At 55.4% G+C, this 14,973-nt stretch carries 17 protein-coding genes and 1 tRNA gene; 8 read left to right on the top strand and 10 right to left on the bottom strand.

Features of this window, described 5'->3' with window-relative positions:
- Positions 1 to 35 precede the first annotated feature (35 nt).
- Positions 36 to 111 (bottom strand) — tRNA-Ala (locus O3S68_RS00985).
- 220 nt (positions 112 to 331) lie between these two features.
- Between O3S68_RS00985 and O3S68_RS00980 the strand changes: the two genes are divergently transcribed.
- Both O3S68_RS00980 and O3S68_RS00975 read left to right on the top strand, forming a co-directional pair.
- Positions 332 to 691, top strand: a complete 360-nt coding sequence (locus O3S68_RS00980; RefSeq protein ID WP_044489437.1) for a YfeC-like transcriptional regulator — start codon at positions 332 to 334, stop codon at positions 689 to 691.
- Position 692: 1 nt separating this feature from the next.
- Positions 693 to 1,085, top strand: a complete 393-nt coding sequence (locus O3S68_RS00975; protein WP_020454606.1) for a YfeC-like transcriptional regulator — start codon at positions 693 to 695, stop codon at positions 1,083 to 1,085.
- A gap of 43 nt (positions 1,086 to 1,128) precedes the next feature.
- Here O3S68_RS00975 and O3S68_RS00970 read toward each other — a convergent pair whose 3' ends face one another.
- Both O3S68_RS00970 and O3S68_RS00965 read right to left on the bottom strand, forming a co-directional pair.
- Entirely contained in the window at positions 1,129 to 1,470 is a 342-nt protein-coding gene (locus O3S68_RS00970; protein ID WP_045513916.1) for a RamA family antibiotic efflux transcriptional regulator, read from the bottom strand.
- A 38-nt stretch (positions 1,471 to 1,508) separates the two neighbouring features.
- Positions 1,509 to 2,624 carry an MBL fold metallo-hydrolase gene (locus O3S68_RS00965; RefSeq protein ID WP_170956388.1) on the bottom strand — a complete coding sequence of 372 codons (1,116 nt, stop codon included), beginning with the start codon at positions 2,622 to 2,624 and terminating at the stop codon, positions 1,509 to 1,511.
- Positions 2,625 to 2,800: 176 nt separating this feature from the next.
- On the opposite strand from O3S68_RS00965, the gene O3S68_RS00960 reads away from it, so the two are divergent.
- On the top strand, positions 2,801 to 3,391 hold the full coding sequence (locus tag O3S68_RS00960) for a TetR/AcrR family transcriptional regulator (RefSeq protein ID WP_045513910.1): 591 nt from the start codon (positions 2,801 to 2,803) through the stop codon (positions 3,389 to 3,391).
- Positions 3,381 to 3,746: an MmcQ/YjbR family DNA-binding protein gene (locus O3S68_RS00955; RefSeq protein WP_020454610.1), complete on the top strand. Its 366-nt coding sequence runs from the start codon at positions 3,381 to 3,383 to the stop codon at positions 3,744 to 3,746. Before O3S68_RS00960 ends, O3S68_RS00955 begins: the two co-directional genes overlap by 11 nt.
- On the opposite strand, the gene O3S68_RS00950 is transcribed toward O3S68_RS00955, so the two are convergent.
- Positions 3,743 to 4,606 carry a helix-turn-helix transcriptional regulator gene (locus tag O3S68_RS00950; protein WP_370447818.1) on the bottom strand — a complete coding sequence of 288 codons (864 nt, stop codon included), beginning with the start codon at positions 4,604 to 4,606 and terminating at the stop codon, positions 3,743 to 3,745. The genes O3S68_RS00955 and O3S68_RS00950 overlap by 4 nt on opposite strands.
- 117 nt (positions 4,607 to 4,723) lie before the next feature.
- On the opposite strand from O3S68_RS00950, the gene O3S68_RS00945 reads away from it, so the two are divergent.
- Together O3S68_RS00945 and O3S68_RS00940 are read left to right on the top strand one after the other, a co-directional pair.
- Entirely contained in the window at positions 4,724 to 6,148 is a 1,425-nt protein-coding gene (locus tag O3S68_RS00945) for an MFS transporter (protein WP_269230619.1), read from the top strand.
- 66 nt (positions 6,149 to 6,214) lie between these two features.
- Positions 6,215 to 7,012 carry a PhzF family phenazine biosynthesis protein gene (locus O3S68_RS00940; RefSeq protein ID WP_269230618.1) on the top strand — a complete coding sequence of 266 codons (798 nt, stop codon included), beginning with the start codon at positions 6,215 to 6,217 and terminating at the stop codon, positions 7,010 to 7,012.
- On the opposite strand, the gene O3S68_RS00935 is transcribed toward O3S68_RS00940, so the two are convergent.
- The 4 genes from O3S68_RS00935 to O3S68_RS00920 form a co-directional block, all read right to left on the bottom strand.
- Positions 7,001 to 7,870 carry a DMT family transporter gene (locus O3S68_RS00935; protein WP_020454614.1) on the bottom strand — a complete coding sequence of 290 codons (870 nt, stop codon included), beginning with the start codon at positions 7,868 to 7,870 and terminating at the stop codon, positions 7,001 to 7,003. The genes O3S68_RS00940 and O3S68_RS00935 overlap by 12 nt on opposite strands.
- Positions 7,871 to 7,944: 74 nt before the next feature.
- Positions 7,945 to 8,925 (bottom strand): LacI family DNA-binding transcriptional regulator, encoded by a 981-nt coding sequence (locus tag O3S68_RS00930; RefSeq protein ID WP_269230617.1) that lies wholly within the window; start codon positions 8,923 to 8,925, stop codon positions 7,945 to 7,947.
- 117 nt (positions 8,926 to 9,042) lie between these two features.
- Positions 9,043 to 10,440 (bottom strand): phenylalanine transporter, encoded by a 1,398-nt coding sequence (gene pheP, locus O3S68_RS00925; protein ID WP_020454616.1) that lies wholly within the window; start codon positions 10,438 to 10,440, stop codon positions 9,043 to 9,045.
- A gap of 107 nt (positions 10,441 to 10,547) precedes the next feature.
- A complete protein-coding gene (locus O3S68_RS00920; protein WP_269230616.1) occupies positions 10,548 to 11,318 on the bottom strand; it encodes a DeoR/GlpR family DNA-binding transcription regulator in 771 nt (256 codons plus the stop codon).
- A gap of 97 nt (positions 11,319 to 11,415) precedes the next feature.
- Between O3S68_RS00920 and O3S68_RS00915 the strand changes: the two genes are divergently transcribed.
- Positions 11,416 to 11,802: a VOC family protein gene (locus O3S68_RS00915; RefSeq protein WP_269230615.1), complete on the top strand. Its 387-nt coding sequence runs from the start codon at positions 11,416 to 11,418 to the stop codon at positions 11,800 to 11,802.
- 38 nt (positions 11,803 to 11,840) lie between these two features.
- Here O3S68_RS00915 and O3S68_RS00910 read toward each other — a convergent pair whose 3' ends face one another.
- Positions 11,841 to 13,781, bottom strand: a complete 1,941-nt coding sequence (locus tag O3S68_RS00910) for a methyl-accepting chemotaxis protein (RefSeq protein WP_045513896.1) — start codon at positions 13,779 to 13,781, stop codon at positions 11,841 to 11,843.
- 294 nt (positions 13,782 to 14,075) lie between these two features.
- Positions 14,076 to 14,336: a DUF2534 family protein gene (locus O3S68_RS00905; RefSeq protein WP_269230614.1), complete on the bottom strand. Its 261-nt coding sequence runs from the start codon at positions 14,334 to 14,336 to the stop codon at positions 14,076 to 14,078.
- Positions 14,337 to 14,494: 158 nt separating this feature from the next.
- Between O3S68_RS00905 and O3S68_RS00900 the strand changes: the two genes are divergently transcribed.
- Positions 14,495 to 14,968 carry an NUDIX hydrolase gene (locus tag O3S68_RS00900; protein ID WP_020454620.1) on the top strand — a complete coding sequence of 158 codons (474 nt, stop codon included), beginning with the start codon at positions 14,495 to 14,497 and terminating at the stop codon, positions 14,966 to 14,968.
- Positions 14,969 to 14,973 lie beyond the last annotated feature (5 nt).

Here is a 14,973-nt window from a genome sequence, read left to right as displayed (position 1 = left end):
ATGCCTTATGCGCCAATTCCGTTGGGTGCGGAATTTGGTGGAGCTAAGCGGGATCGAACCGCTGACCTCTTGCATGCCATGCAAGCGCTCTCCCAGCTGAGCTATAGCCCCATCGCGTAAAGCGTGTCGTGTTGACGGGCGGCATAATATGAATTCCCTTGTCAGGTGTCAACGGCAAAATCGCGCCGCATTATTCAATCGCTGAAAAAGCATGCAAATGAAAGACATTGCGAACGCCCTCGCAGCCAGTAGTTAAACATGTCACATTTTCCCCTAAAATGGTGCTATAACATAAACCATTAATTACCCTTACAACAATTCGGGAAATTACATGCTCAAGGAACGAATGACGCCAGAAGAGTTGGCAAGCCTTACAGGATATAGCCGACAAACCATCAATAAATGGGTGCGCAAAGAAGGCTGGGTTACATCACCAAAACCCGGCGTACAAGGAGGTAAAGCCCGTCTGGTCCATGTAAATGAACAAGTCCGCGCATTTATTCGCAGCGCACAGCGCACTGAAGACCAACCAAAAGCCACACTTACCGCCAGCGATACCTCACTCGAGGCATTATTAATCCGGCTGGCAAAAGAGATGACAGACGCGGAGCAAAAACAACTCTCTTCGCTTTTATTACGCGACGGCATTACCGGCTTGTTGCAACGTCTGGGGCTCCGCGATCAAAAATAATATGATGAAATTACCTAACAAAATGACCACCGAAGAATTAGCGGAGTTTCTCGGCGTCGCCAGACAAACGGTAAATCGTTGGATCCGCCAGCAAGGTTGGACAACAGAACCGTTACCCGGTGTAAAAGGCGGTCGAGCCAGGCTGATTCACATTACGAAAGAGGTGCGCAGTTTCATTATGAAAACGCCCTCTATGCGCCATCATAATTCTTCCTATTCTATTGCCGAACCCGCGCCTGTTTACGCCAGCGGAAATAGCGCGCTGCATGAAATTATCAAAGTACTGCAAAATATGACCGCAGAGGAACAAAAACAGCTTTCAACGCTGCTGGCGCGCGAAGGTATTAGCGGGCTTTTAAGCCGTTTAGGCATTGAGAAAACGCTGGCAGAATAAAAAAACGGCCTTATGCAGGCCGATTTTTTTTATCTGTTTTCCATCAATGGGTATGCTGATGATTCTCCCGCCGGTACGCACCCGGCGGCAGATTAAAGGTGCGGGTAAAGATGCGCGTAAACGTCTGCTGCGAATCAAAACCGTACTTCAGGCAAATGTCGTAAACCTTCTGATCGGTATTACGTAAATCGCGCGCAGCGAGAGATAATTTGCGCGTGCGAATATAGCGCCCCAGACTCTCCCCTTTATAGTGCAAGAAAAGCCGTTGCAGATGCCATTTGGAATAGCCCGCATGCGCTGCAATATCATCAATACGTAATGGTTGATGGAGATTGTCGTCGATCCACTCGACGATGGTGTCGATAACCTGAGCGGAAATAGTCATACTGCGATCCCCCTCTGCTCTTCGATTAATAAACGGGTTTATTCCCACCAGGCGCGGAAAACTTGCGCAGTGTCAGCCGCAAGCACCGGTTCGCCCAGCCTCGGTGTCAGTAAGCGATAGCTTTTGTCCCGGCTTGCTGCCGCCAGCCGTTTGTACGGATCGTCCCAGGTATGTTTTGCCAACACAAAACGCCCCGCATGGCCCGGCAGAACCGCGCGAGCATTAAGTTCCTGCGCTGCCAGCGCAGTCTCTTCCGGCATCATATGAATGTACTTCCAGTCTTCGTCGTACTGACCATTTTCCATAATCGCCAGGTCAACCACGCCAAACTGTTCACCAATCGCTTTGAAATGCGGGCCATAGCCGCTATCGCCACTGTAATAAACGTTTTGCGTGGCAGTAGTGAACATAAAGCTGGCCCATAATGTCTGATTACGTTTCAGACCGCGCCCGGAAAAGTGGCGCGCGGGTAAAACGTGCACAGCCAAATCGTCGCTCACCACCACTTTCTGCTGCCAGTCAGCTTCCTGAATGATTGCCGGATCCATTCCCCAGTAACGCAGGTGCGAGCCCACACCGAGCGGCGTCACCACTTTTTTGATTTTCGGCATCAGCGCCTTGATAGTGGCGTAATCCAGGTGGTCATAGTGATCGTGCGAAATAATCAGCAGATCGATCTCCGGCATATTTTGCGCCGTCCAGAGATCGTTACCGGCAAACGCCTTATTGAGAAATGAAAATGGCGCCGCGTAATTACTCAGGATCGGATCGATCAGAATGCGCTTGCCCGCCAGTTGCAAATACCAGGACGAATGCCCCATCCACACCAGCGTATCCTGTTCAAGCGGCAGGCTGGCCAGATCGGTGTTCACCGTCGGTAACGGTTGCTGTGGACGCGCGTTCTCGCGTTTAGTGACCAGGAAATCCCACCATGCTGCCAGCATATTTTTCTTTCCGGTAAAACCGGGAGTCGGCAACTGGTTTTGAAACTTCCCGTCACGATAATGCGGTGATTTTTCGACTTCAGTAAGCTGTTCGCCCTGCGGGAGTTGGCCAAATCCGGCATTCAGAACAAAAGGTAAACTTGCGGCAGAGGCAACGAGCATAACAAGAACCACGCTGAAAATGAGACGCTTCATATCCTGACCCGACAAAATCGATCCATTCCGTAGATACGACGCTGGTTAAACTTGATTATGAGTGAGTAAGCACTCATTATAGAAAGCAACGCTCAACCGTCAAGATCATTTTTTTCTATGACATTCGACGTTGCAGCGTTACAGAGGGCATGTTTCAATCGTGGTTTTTACAATCTGAGAGGAAAAGTGTAGTGGCTCGTCCAAAGAGTGAAGATAAAAAACTGGCGTTACTGGAAGCGGCTACCGAAGCCATTGCACAGTCGGGAATCGCTGCCTCCACCGCGTTAATCGCCCGCAATGCGGGTGTCGCGGAAGGGACGCTGTTTCGCTACTTCGCCACCAAAGACGATCTGCTCAACGCACTTTACCTGCATCTGAAAAGCGATCTGTGCGGCACCATGCTGGCGAATATCGATCTCTCGATCAACGACTCCAGGCACCACACGCAATGCATCTGGAACAGCTATATCGACTGGGGCATCCGCCACCCGAATGGCCACTGCGCCGTACGCCAGATTGCTGTCAGCGACAAACTCACCGACGCAACCCGCCAGCAAGTCGCGGAAATTTTTCCGGAGCTGCATGAGTTATGCCATCGTTCGGTACGGCCGGTGTTTCTGACCGATGAATACTCCCCTTTTGGCGATGCGATTTTCCTGTCGATGGCGGACACCACGATCACTTTCGCCAGCCGGGATGCTTCTCGCATCACCGAGTTTAAGCGCCTTGGCTTCGAAGCCATGTGGCGTGCGCTGGCCATTGAGGAAAATAATGGACAGTAAAACCCTGCAAGCGAGCGCGCACCGTATTGCGCTCGAACTGCCCTTCACCGAACATTGCTGGCCGTTTGGGCCGGAACATGACGTGTTCAAAGTGTGCGGGAAGATTTTTATGATGACCACCACCGCGCACGGCAGGCCGATGGTGACGATGAAAGCCGAGCCGCAAAAATCGCTGCTCAACCAGCAGATCTACCCCAGCATTGAGCCGGGGTATCACATGAACAAAAAACACTGGATTTCGGTATTCGCTGGCGATGACATCGACGAATCGCTGCTCGCGTTCCTGATTCAGGAATCATGGAACCGCGTGGTCGACGGCTTGCCGCGCAAAGATCAAAAACGTCTGCGCCCTTAAGCGTTTTCCGCCAGCCAGTTCAACGCCTTTTCACCGGCCTCATCCACCGGCAGATAAACCAGCAGCCGCGAGCCGTTACGCGGTGCTGAGTACCAGTACATTTGCTGAAGTGAAAACTCGCCTAACTGCGGATGGTTAAAGATTTTTATCTTATTTTCCACACCGCGCACGTCCAGATGCTTGCGCCACAACGCTTCAAATTCCGCAGACGCCGCACAAAACCGCGCCAGCTTCGCTTCCCACACCGCATCGCCCCGGTGCTCGGCCATGGCCGCGCGGAAATAGGCAACAAAGGTCTGTAACACGCTCTCATCATAGCCGAGCCGGGTACGCCATTGCGGGTGGGTGAGATAGAGATAAATACAGTTGCGATCATCGTCGGGGATTTCGCTGAAATTAACCCCCATCAGGCGCTCAAAACCGGCATTCCACGCCACAATGTCAAAGTTGGTTTTCTGAATACTGGCCGGTTGCGGCAGCAGGCTATCCAGCAAACGCCGGGTGCCTTCACTGATACCTTCACATTGCGGCGTATTCAGCGCTTCCGTTGGCGTTAGCCCGGCCAGCAAAAACAGATGGCGGGTTTCCGTTGGCGAACACTGCAAAGCAGCGGCAATCGCCTGCAACACGGTAGCGGAAGGATTGACGTCCCTGCCCTGTTCGAGCCAGGTATACCAGGTGACCCCCACATCCGCCAGCAGCGCCACCTCTTCACGCCGCAGCCCCGGCGTGCGCCGACGCGTACTGCGCGGCAGCCCCAGCCGCTGCGGATCGAGGCTTTCCCGCCGCGCACGTAAAAACGCACCAAGCTGTTTGCGGTTCTCATCGAGCACCGTCAGTTCCGGGATCTTTTCGACCATCGACGTCATAACCATCTCCAGCATGGTAGTGCCAGTACCAGTATAGGCAAGAACTGGTACCCGTTTTTCTGTTAAGCGATGCTACGTCCATCCGATGAATGACGCAATGGAGTTCCCATGAAAACGTCTGCTGTTTCTCCGGGCCGGGCAGGCCTGATCCTTCTGCTGACCGGGCAGATGCTGCCATTGATTGACACCTCAATTACCAATGTCGCGCTCGACTCCATCACCCTGTCGCTGCACACCACCGCCACACAGCTGGCGCTGATTGTCGCGCTGTACGGCGTGGCTTTCGCCGTCTGTCTGGCGATGGGAAGTAAACTGGGGGATAACCTCGGTCGCCGGCGTGTGTTTCTATGGGGCGTTGCCCTGTTTGGTATCGCTTCGCTGTTGTGCGGGCTGGCAAATTCGGTCTCCGCATTGCTAGGCGCGCGAACACTGCAAGGCATGGGTGCGGCGTTGATTGTGCCGCAGATCCTCGCAACGTTGCATGTCACGCTAAAAGGCACAGCCCACGCACGCGCCATCAGTCTCTACGGCGGTATTGGCGGCGTGGCGTTTATCATCGGGCAGATGGGCGGCGGCTGGCTGGTCTCAGCCGATATCGCCGGTCTTGGCTGGCGTAACGCCTTTTTTATCAATGTGCCCATTTGCCTTCTGGTGCTGGCGCTCAGCCGCCGCTATGTGCCGGAAACGCAAAACGAAACGCGCACGCGAATCGACTGGCAAGGCACGATCGCCCTTGCGATGATCCTCTGCTGCCTGCTGTTCCCGCTGGCGCTTGGCCCGGAGCTGCACTGGCCGTGGGAAACGAAAGCCGCGCTGCTGGCGCTGATTCCGCTGGCATGGTGGATGCGCACCAGCGCACTGAAACAGCAACAAGCGGGTTTAATCCCGCTGCTACCGCCGCGCTTACTCAAGCTGCACAGCATCCGTTTCGGGCTGCTGATTGCGTTGCTGTTCTTTAGCGCGTGGTCGGGTTTTATGTTCTGTATGGCGCTCACGTTGCAAGCCGGAATGGGCATGACGCCGTACCAGTCGGGCAACAGCTTTGTAGCGCTGGGCGTCGCCTATTTTGTCTCTGCCTGGTATGCGCCCAAAATGATTGGTCGCTATAGCATGCGCACCATTTTGCTCACCGGGCTGATGATCCAGGTCAGTGGCCTGCTGGCATTAATTGCTACCCTGCAGCTTTCCGGGCGGACGGTGGGTGCGCTGGCGCTCGCGCCGTCTACCGCGCTGATTGGCTATGGCCAGGCGCTGATCGTAAATAGCTTTTACCGCATCGGCATGCGCGATATCACCACCCAGGATGCGGGCGCAGGTAGCGCCCTGCTTAGCACGTTGCAACAAGCGACACTCGGCCTGGGTCCGGCGGTGCTCGGTGGGTTGTTTTTGCATCTTGTCGGCCAGTCGCAAGGCAACTACAGCACGGCGCTGAGTGGTTTTCTGGCAACAGAAGTGGTGATGATGCTGGTACTGGCCGCAGCGGCAGTGAGCGCCCGCCATCAACTGGCACCGCGCTGCCCGGCTAACTCCTGATTCGCGCTATCCGCAGGCGTAAAAAGGGGATAATGTTATCCCCTTGTTAACAAAGGGAGCGCCGTAGTGGAACTTGATATTTACCTGGTGGACGCGTTCAGTACGCGTCCTTTTTCCGGTAACCCGGCAGCGGTATGCATGACACCGCAGGGGCTGGAAGCCGCATTAATGCAGCAGATAGCCGAAGAGATGGCGGTATCCGAAACCGCGTTTTTAAACCTTGCGGACAATAACCTGCGCTGGTTTACGCCGCAGGCCGAAGTCGATTTATGCGGCCACGGCACGCTGGCAACCGCGCATATTCTGCGCCAGAACGGGCGGCTTGCCGAAGGCGACGCCATCACCTTTCACTCCCTTTCCGGCCCGCTGACGGCAACCGCCGCAGCGCAGGGCATTGAGCTTGATTTCCCGCTACTGACGCCGCACATGCAGCCCGAAGCGCCAGCGGAATTACTCAAGGCACTCGGACTGTCGCATGAACAGGTGAGTGGTTACGGTTTGTTCGGCGCGAAGCAACTGGTGGTGGTCGAGGATGCGCAATTAATTTACGCACTCACGCCTGATTTTGCGGCGCTTCGCGCCTTGCCAGGCCGCGGCGTGGCAGTCACCGCGCCCGGTCAGGATGAGTATGATTGCGTCTCGCGCTACTTCGCCCCGTGGGTGGGGGTGAATGAAGATCCGGTGACCGGCTCCGCGCACTGTGCGCTGGCGGCCTACTGGTCGGCGCGGCTGGGTAAGCGCTCGCTTACCGCCTTCCAGGCCTCACCGCGCGGCGGCGTTTTAGCGCTGGCGCTCAGGGAAAATGGACGCGTGCTGATCGGTGGCGGTGCGCATACGGTGCTGGCCGGCACGTTACGGCTTTGACGGTAGACGCGCAATCATCCGCCAGCGGAACCAAATCTGCGCCAGCAGGATCAACACGCCGCCAAGGATTTTTTGCAGCGGTAAGCGCTCACCGTACCAAATCGAAGCGGCAATCACCGTCAGTAAGGGTTCCAGCACCATAATGATGGCAGCGCTGGCGACGGCAGCATATTTTTGCCCTTGCAGCTGCAGGCCAAACCTGAGGCTTGTGGCAATTAAAATGCTCGCCGCCAGCCACATCGCCGTGGTGCTGGTAAAGGGTTGAGTCCAGGACTCAAACAGCGCAGAAATCACCAGCCCGGCAATACCGGTAATCGCAAGCTGTACCGCTGTGAGCGGCAGCAGCGGCACTTCTCTGGCACAGCGGCTGGTGTAGCAAAAATAGATCGACTGCACGAACGCCGTCAGCAAAAACCAGCCCTGACTGGCATGAAACGTGATGGGCATGTGCAGGCTCAGCAGCGCTAACCCAATAATGGCGACCGGCAAACACTCCCAGTAAGCACGCGCCGGACGGTTTTTTAGCATCACCCAGGCCACCAGCGGCACAAACAGCATCGACAGGCTCATGATAAATGCCCCCTCGCCCAGCGATGGCGTGGTCGATACCGACCAGATCCACAGGCAAAGGTTGAGCGCCATCCATACGCCGCTTATCACCACCTGACGCACTTTTTCCAGCGCAATGCGTTGCCCACGGCAAAACGGCAGCAGCACCAGCGCCGCGCCAAAAAAGCGCAGCCCAAGAAAGGCGAAAACCGGCATTCCGCTAATGGCTTCGCGCGAGAAAATCCACCCGCAGGCGGCGATCAGTGTGGTCAGAACCAGAAATAAATCAGCTTGTCGTTGCCGGGTCATGGCAAGGCTCCCTGAGCAATAAAAAAGCCAGCGCGACGGCTGGCGAAATCTTTACACACATCATGCCTGAAATGTCAGGCGCTGGCGCGGGAAATATAACGCCAGTCCATGATTACGCTTTCTGGCGGGCTGTCCGGGTTATCAATGCGGTTCAGCAACAGCCGGACGGCTTCGCGCCCCATCGCCTGTGAAGGTTGCTCAATGGTGCTGAGCGGCGGCGTAACCATTTCTGCCAGTTCAGTGCCATCGAAACCGACCACCGCGATATCCTGCGGCATTGTCAGCCCGGCTTCATGGATCGCCAGCAGCGCCCCGGCGGCCAGCGTATCGGAAACGGCAAACACCGCGTCCGGGCGTTGCGGCGCATTAAGCAGTTGCTGCATCGCGGTTTTCCCGGCGCTGAAACTCAAATCGCGGGCGTACGCCACATTTTCATAGCGCAGGCGTTTTGCCTGTAAACCGCTCCGGTAGCCGCGTTCACGCAGCCGGGCATATTTATAGCTCAGATCGTGGTTAATAATGGCAATGCGCTGGCAGCCGCGCTCAACTAAGCGGTCAATCACGCAGTGGGCGGCGTCGACATCGTTAATGCCGACGCAGGAGACGTCGCCGTTATCGGCGTATTCGGCGCATTGCACCCAGGGCGCGGCGCCAATCATGGTGGACAGCTCCGGCAATTTCGCACACGCATCCATGGTGATGATGCCGTCAACAATCTTGCCCGACAGCAATTTGAGTGCTGAGCGCGAGCGCGCCATGTCCGCACCGGAGTTACACAACAGGATGCGGTAACCGTTTTTTTCCGCCTCTTCTTCGATGCCCTTCACCACTTCGGCGCAAAACGGGTTACCGATATTAGAGACCAACACCAGAATCATTGAGCTGCGCGCGGTGCGCAACTGGCGGGCTAATAAGTTGGGTTGGTACTGGCACGCCTTGATGGCCTGCAATACGCGTTCACGATTTTTCGGTTTCACGGATTCGCTGTTATTCAGCACACGTGAAACCGTTGCAACGGAAACGCCCGCCATCCTGGCAATTTTCTGAATGGACATAACAACAATATATTCTGCGATTGGCCATAAGATCCGAGGCTATCACAGTTGAGATATAGACATCATCACCCGTCCGGCAGGCCGCAGCCCACCGGATCTGGTAGGGAGTCGCGCGAATTACCCGCGCTTCGGCGTACGACGCAGCAGTTTGAAAGCGACAAACAGGAACACAATCCATACCGGCAGCAACACCGCTGACAGGCGCATATCGTCCATCGTGCACATCAAAACGAGGATCATCAGCATGAAGCCAATGCACAGATAGTTACCCGCCGGAAAGAGCAGCGCTTTAAACTGCGGATCGCGCCCTTTGCGGCGCATCGCCGCGCGGAATTTCAGGTGCGCCAGTGAAATCATGATCCAGTTTAGCAACAGCGTCGCCACCACCAGCGCCATCAGCATGGCGAAGGCTTTTTGCGGCAGCAGATAGTTAACCAAAACCACCAGCGAGGTGATAGCCCCCGAGAGGAACAGCGAATTCACCGGCACACCACGACGGCTGACGCGCGTCAAAAAGGCCGGCGCGTTGCCCTGTACCGACAAACCAAACAGCATACGGCTATTGGAATAGACACCGCTGTTATACACCGACAGAGACGCCACCAGAATGACGAAATTGAGCGCCGATGCCACCAGATTGCTGTCCAGTTCGTGGAAAATCATCACAAACGGGCTGCTGTTAGCTTTGACGTCAATCCATGGATAGAGCGCCAGTAGCACCACCAGTGAGCCGATATAGAAAAGTAAAATGCGGTACACCACCTGGTTAACCGCTTTCGGAATGGTGGTGTGCGGCTCGCTGGCTTCCGCGGCGGTAATGCCGATCAGCTCCAGGCCGCCAAAAGAGAACATAATCACTGCCAGCGCGAGGATAAGCCCGTGCCAGCCGGTGGCGAAAAAGCCGTTATAGCGCCAGAGGTTATCGAAGCTGGCGCGCTCACCGCCGTGGCCGGTAAACAGCATCCACAAGCCAAAACCAATCATGCCGATAATCGCCAGCACTTTAATCAGCGCAAACCAGAACTCGGTTTCGCCGTACAAGCGCACATTAACGAGGTTGACGGCGTTGATGATGACAAAGAAAGCGGCGGCCCAAATCCAGGTCGGCACGTCCGGGAACCAGTACTGCATGTAGATACCGGCGGCGGTCAGTTCCGCCATTCCCACCAGCACAAACATCGCCCAGTAGTTCCAGCCAGAGAGGAAACCGGCGAACGGTCCCCAGTATTTGTAGGCGAAATGGGAAAATGAACCGGACACCGGCTCTTCAACCACCATTTCACCGAGCTGGCGCATAATCAGAAAAGCGATAACCCCGGCAATGCCGTAGCCCAGTAACACGGCAGGCCCGGCCATCTGGATCGCGGGGCCAATACCCAGAAAAAGCCCGGTGCCGATCGCGCCGCCCAGCGCAATCAGCTGAATATGACGGTTTTTTAAACCTCGTTGTAGTGTTGGCCCTGCTTCCGACGTGGCATCGGTGCTGCTTCCCGCCGCCTGTGACGCGTTTTTCACGTCCTTCCCCTTTGTGGTTTCATTTAAAGGGGCACCTTTTAACATCTCCGCTGTGGGCTGGCAAGAAATGAACCCTGAGCGGCAAAGCGCGAAACGGCCGGTTGCGTTTAAACTGTCAGGATTTCAATATTCTCTGCGCGAAAGGCTTGATGCAACGCTTTGCTGAGATCGGTTTCGACCACCAGCACATCAATCTGCTGGCTGGCGGCAACAATGTAGCGGGCCACGCCCGGGATCTTATTTGCCGTTAAGGCCACCACCACCTGGTTGCTTTGGGCGATCACCGCCTTTTTAAATTCGCAGTCGGCGTAATCAAACCCGGTCAGCCCCATCTCCGGCGACATCGCGCAGCCGCCGATAAACGCCTGATCGAAAATGATCCCATTAAGCTGGCTGATGGCCGGGCCGCTCACGCAACCGCCGGTGCTGCGCTGCACCAGTCCGCCCAGCATAATCACGTCGCAATGCGGATATTTACTCGCGGCAACGGCGATTTCCGGTGAATTCGTCACTACCGTCAGGTTTAGCGCTGGCGGCAATGCTTTCGCCAGCTCAAGATTGGTAGTGCCGGTATCGATAAATACGCAGGTACCGGGTTTGAGTAGCTGCACGCAGCGCTGCGCGAGGAGGCTTTTTTTTGCCCGGTCCTGCTCTTTCCTTTCCGTAAAACTCCCGGCGGTTGCCAGCTGCAACACCGCGCCGCCATACACCTTTTTGCAGATCCCCGCTTTACTCAGCTCCTGCAAATCCCGGCGAATAGTGTGCTCTGAAACCTGCAATTCAACGGCTAACTCCGCACAGACTACCCGTCCCTGCGTCTGCAGACGCTGGCGGATCAAATCTTGTCGTTGATCGGGAAAAGCTGCATAATCGAGCATAAAGCCTCTTTATAAGATTCATATAAAGCAACAATGAGCATAATCGTGCAATTGAATTACGCTGTCAATTCACATCCCCTACGCCCTGGAGGTCACCTTGAACATTGCCCATGTCGCACTCTGGACACGCCATCTCGACGCACAATGCGAATTCTGGCGCGACTTTTTTTCCGCCACCAGTAACGAGAAATATGTCAGTCAAAACCGCCCCGGTTTTGCATCCTATTTTATGTCGCTGCACAACGGGCCAACCATTGAACTTATGACCGTGCCGGAGCTGGCCGATGCGCCAAACGCCGCAGAGTTTGTCGGCTGGGCGCATATTGCTATTCATGTCGGAGATGTCGGGGCGGTGGATAAGATGGCAGAAAAAGCCCGTCAGCAGGGCCGGTTAGCCAGCGCCGCGCGGTGGACGGGGGATGGTTTTTACGAAGCCGTGATTCTGGATCCGGATAATAACCGTATCGAACTGGTTGCCGGCTAAGGAAGGCAGGGAGCCTGTTGCCAGACTCCCTGTTCAGGTTACGCGTCGAGGCGGAACTGATGCACCGTCTGCGCCAGTTGCTGCGCCTGATCTTCAAGTGACGTTGCCGCCGCGGCCATTTGCTGCACCAGCGAGGCGTTTTGTTGCGTGACACCGTCCATTTCATTGACGGCAATTGTCACCTGGCTAATGCCTTTGGCCTGCTCATCCGAGGCGCTGACAATCTCATTGATGATGGTCTGCACGGAATTCACCGCCTGCGTCATCTCCTGCATGGTGTGACCGGCATCATTCACCAGTTGCACCCCGGCTTCGACGCGTTTGCCGGACTCCTCAATCAACGCACCGATATCTTTCACCGCATCGGCGCTGCGCTGCGCCAGGTTGCGCACTTCAGACGCCACCACCGCAAAACCACGCCCTTGCTCACCGGCACGCGCCGCCTCTACCGCGGCGTTCAATGCCAGGATATTGGTCTGGAAAGCAATGCTGTTGATGATCGCCGTGATATCGCCGATTTTTTTCGCACTGTCATCAATTTTCGCCATCGTTTCCACCACCTGACCGACCAGCGTTTCACCCCGGCTGGCAATCTGCGTGGCATTGGCGGTCAGCGCCGTCGCCTGGTGGGCGTTGGCGGCGTTATGTTTCACCGTGGCGCTAAACTGCTCCATACTGGCGGCGGTCTGTTCCAGCGCCGCGGCCTGCTGTTCAGTACGCGAAGAGAGGTTAATGTTGCCGCTGACAATCTCCCCGGCTCCCTGACGCACCGAGTCACTGGCTTCTTTGATCTGCCCGACAATCTGCCGTAGCTGCGCCTGCATGGTATGCAGGGCATAGAACAGGCTGCTGCGATCGTTACCTTTCACCGGGATGGCGTTATCGAGTTTGCCGTCCGCGACCGCCAGCGCGATATTCGCCCCTTCCAGCGGTTCGCCACCAATCGGCTTCAACACTTTACGGCTGAAGATCAGGCCGAGCAGCGCGCACACCAACAGGATGCTGATAACCCCCAGAACAATGGCGTACATCAATTGACGGTTGGCCGCCGCCATCACCGAACTCACCGGCGCAACGACGCCGAGATACCAGTTATCGGTACTGTTGCCAATAGAGACTGGCTGCCAGGTGATCAGCGCTTTTTCGCCGAGGATCGGATCATCTTGTTCCACGACTTTACTGGTGAAGCCCTCTGTTTTACCCGGGTAAGGCTTACTGGTCAGGTTTTTATCCGGGTAAGAAATCACCTTTCCGGCGGTAGAGAGCAGTACCGCATAGCCGCCCCCTTCCCACGGTTTGATCTGATTCACTTTCTGCTGCAATGAGGCCAGCGAAATATCAGACGTCACAACCGCATGCAGTTTGCCACCGCTGACAATCGGTGCCGCCACCGATGTCAGCAGCGTCGGCACGCCGTTATAGGCGTAGCTGTAAGGCTCAATTAACGTGTCTTTCTGGCTTTTTTGCGGCAGCAGATAGTAATCACCCTGGCCTGGCGTAAAGATCGAGATCAGCGGGTGGAGCTTAAAATTCCCGGATTGATCGTGGTCGACAAAAAAGGCATAGCGGCCTTTAGGTGCCTGATCGGGTTTGTCGGCGAACTCTGCATCGCGACCGTCAAAGGCGTTTTCTTCAAAAATAACCGAGATAGAGAGATAGTCCGGATTATCGCGCAGGGCGGAGATCAGCAGTTTATCTGCCGCCTGGCGGTCAGTGATCCCGGCTTCTGGCAAGGCAATCATGCTGTGACCGAGGTTATGCGCCACATCGCGGGCATAGTTCAGTTGTTGCTGGATAGTCAGCGCCTGGCTTTCCGCAATTTTTTGCAGATATTGTTCGGCGAGGTGTTTTTGTTCACTGCTGGACTGCCAGCTCAGTACCCCGATAGTTACGACAAAACCGAGGGTGATGGTGATGGCCCCCGTCAGCAACATTTGCGCGCGGGTGCTCATTTTTTTGGTCACACGTTCTCTGGCCATTACGGCTCTCCTGGAGTCAGCCTTTACGTCATCTTCCTTTCAGCACGAACTCCCTGTGAGATCTCTATCGGCGGTTATTTTTTGATCTTTAATTGTTGGCGAATGTGTTATTGCGCGGTAAAAACGCTTCTTAAAGCGAGAAACAGCAGCCTGCACGGGCCAATGAATGTAGTGGCAGTTAACCTATCGGCCACTGAGGCTTACTGCAGAGCTTTACGCTGAGGACGCGAGAGATCACGATTTCGATTAAGGAGCAAGAGAGGCAGCCCCGACAGCACGCCAGGGCGGGAAGGATTAGCCGCGCTCGTCTTTCGGGCCGAGGAAATAAAAACCAAACGGCAGCGAACCAATGATGGTGAACATCAGGCTGTAGATAGCAACCCATGCGCCCTGCATGATAAACATCGTTACCGTCCAGGATTCCATCGGCAAATTGTACTGATCTTCAACGCCCTCGAAGGTCACTTTCGAAATGACGCTGACGGCAACCAGGAATACAATCACCACCGCAATGATAAATTTTTTCCCCTCGCGGGTACGTAATTTTTCCAGCATACAAACCTCCTGTCATGTGGCTTTTCTGTGCCGCGAGTGTAACCGATCTGCTGCCTGGTTGTTGTGAAAAATCAGGAAAAAGGCCATTTGCGCGAAACCATAACAAGCCCTGTCGAGCCCCTGATATTGCTGCTTTAGCCATTAACACGGAGAAAACAATGAGTAAGGAAATCCCGATACGCTGCTTTTCGATAGCCCTGTTTGTGCTGTGCAACTCCGCAGCGGGCTGGCGCGTTCTGCTGCTTAAACGCAGCGGTAAAATGCTTAACGGCCTGTGGTGCCAGATTGCAGGCGGCATTGAACACGGGGAAACGGCCTGGCAAACCGCACTGCGTGAAGCTCAGGAAGAGACAGGCTTGCAGCTTAGCGAACTCTATTCCGCCGACTGCTGCGAGCAGTTTTACGAAGCGCACCGCGACGCTATCACCGTCGTGCCGGTGTTTGTTGCGTACGTCGATGAAGCCTGCGAGATAACGCTTAACCACGAGCACAGCGAATACCGTTGGGTCAGCTTTGCCGATGCCCACGAATTGCTCACTTTTCCAGGCCAGCGCAAAACACTCGACTGGGTAAAAACGCATTTCGCGGATAGCGCGCCCTCGCCGCTGCTAAAAATGCCTTCCACACTTTAAGCTCG

This window comes from Kosakonia sp. SOY2 (assembly GCF_027109175.1).
In the GTDB taxonomy this organism is placed as follows: Bacteria; Pseudomonadota; Gammaproteobacteria; order Enterobacterales; family Enterobacteriaceae; genus Kosakonia.
Note: the sequence above shows the minus strand (reverse complement) of the source record. Positions and strands in the feature narration are given on the sequence as shown.

What these genes read in the sequence shown, in the direction of transcription:
- O3S68_RS00980 (WP_044489437.1), top strand. Translation starts at nt 332, where the DNA reads ATGCTCAAGGAACGAATGACGCCAGAAGAGTTGGCAAGCCTTACAGGA.
- O3S68_RS00975 (WP_020454606.1), top strand. Translation starts at nt 693, where the DNA reads ATGATGAAATTACCTAACAAAATGACCACCGAAGAATTAGCGGAGTTT.
- O3S68_RS00970 (WP_045513916.1), bottom strand. Translation starts at nt 1,470, where the DNA reads ATGACTATTTCCGCTCAGGTTATCGACACCATCGTCGAGTGGATCGAC.
- O3S68_RS00955 (WP_020454610.1), top strand. Translation starts at nt 3,381, where the DNA reads ATGGACAGTAAAACCCTGCAAGCGAGCGCGCACCGTATTGCGCTCGAA.
- O3S68_RS00950 (WP_370447818.1), bottom strand. Translation starts at nt 4,606, where the DNA reads ATGGTCGAAAAGATCCCGGAACTGACGGTGCTCGATGAGAACCGCAAA.
- O3S68_RS00945 (WP_269230619.1), top strand. Translation starts at nt 4,724, where the DNA reads ATGAAAACGTCTGCTGTTTCTCCGGGCCGGGCAGGCCTGATCCTTCTG.
- O3S68_RS00935 (WP_020454614.1), bottom strand. Translation starts at nt 7,870, where the DNA reads ATGACCCGGCAACGACAAGCTGATTTATTTCTGGTTCTGACCACACTG.
- O3S68_RS00930 (WP_269230617.1), bottom strand. Translation starts at nt 8,925, where the DNA reads ATGTCCATTCAGAAAATTGCCAGGATGGCGGGCGTTTCCGTTGCAACG.
- O3S68_RS00920 (WP_269230616.1), bottom strand. Translation starts at nt 11,318, where the DNA reads ATGCTCGATTATGCAGCTTTTCCCGATCAACGACAAGATTTGATCCGC.
- O3S68_RS00910 (WP_045513896.1), bottom strand. Translation starts at nt 13,781, where the DNA reads ATGGCCAGAGAACGTGTGACCAAAAAAATGAGCACCCGCGCGCAAATG.
- O3S68_RS00905 (WP_269230614.1), bottom strand. Translation starts at nt 14,336, where the DNA reads ATGCTGGAAAAATTACGTACCCGCGAGGGGAAAAAATTTATCATTGCG.
- O3S68_RS00900 (WP_020454620.1), top strand. Translation starts at nt 14,495, where the DNA reads ATGAGTAAGGAAATCCCGATACGCTGCTTTTCGATAGCCCTGTTTGTG.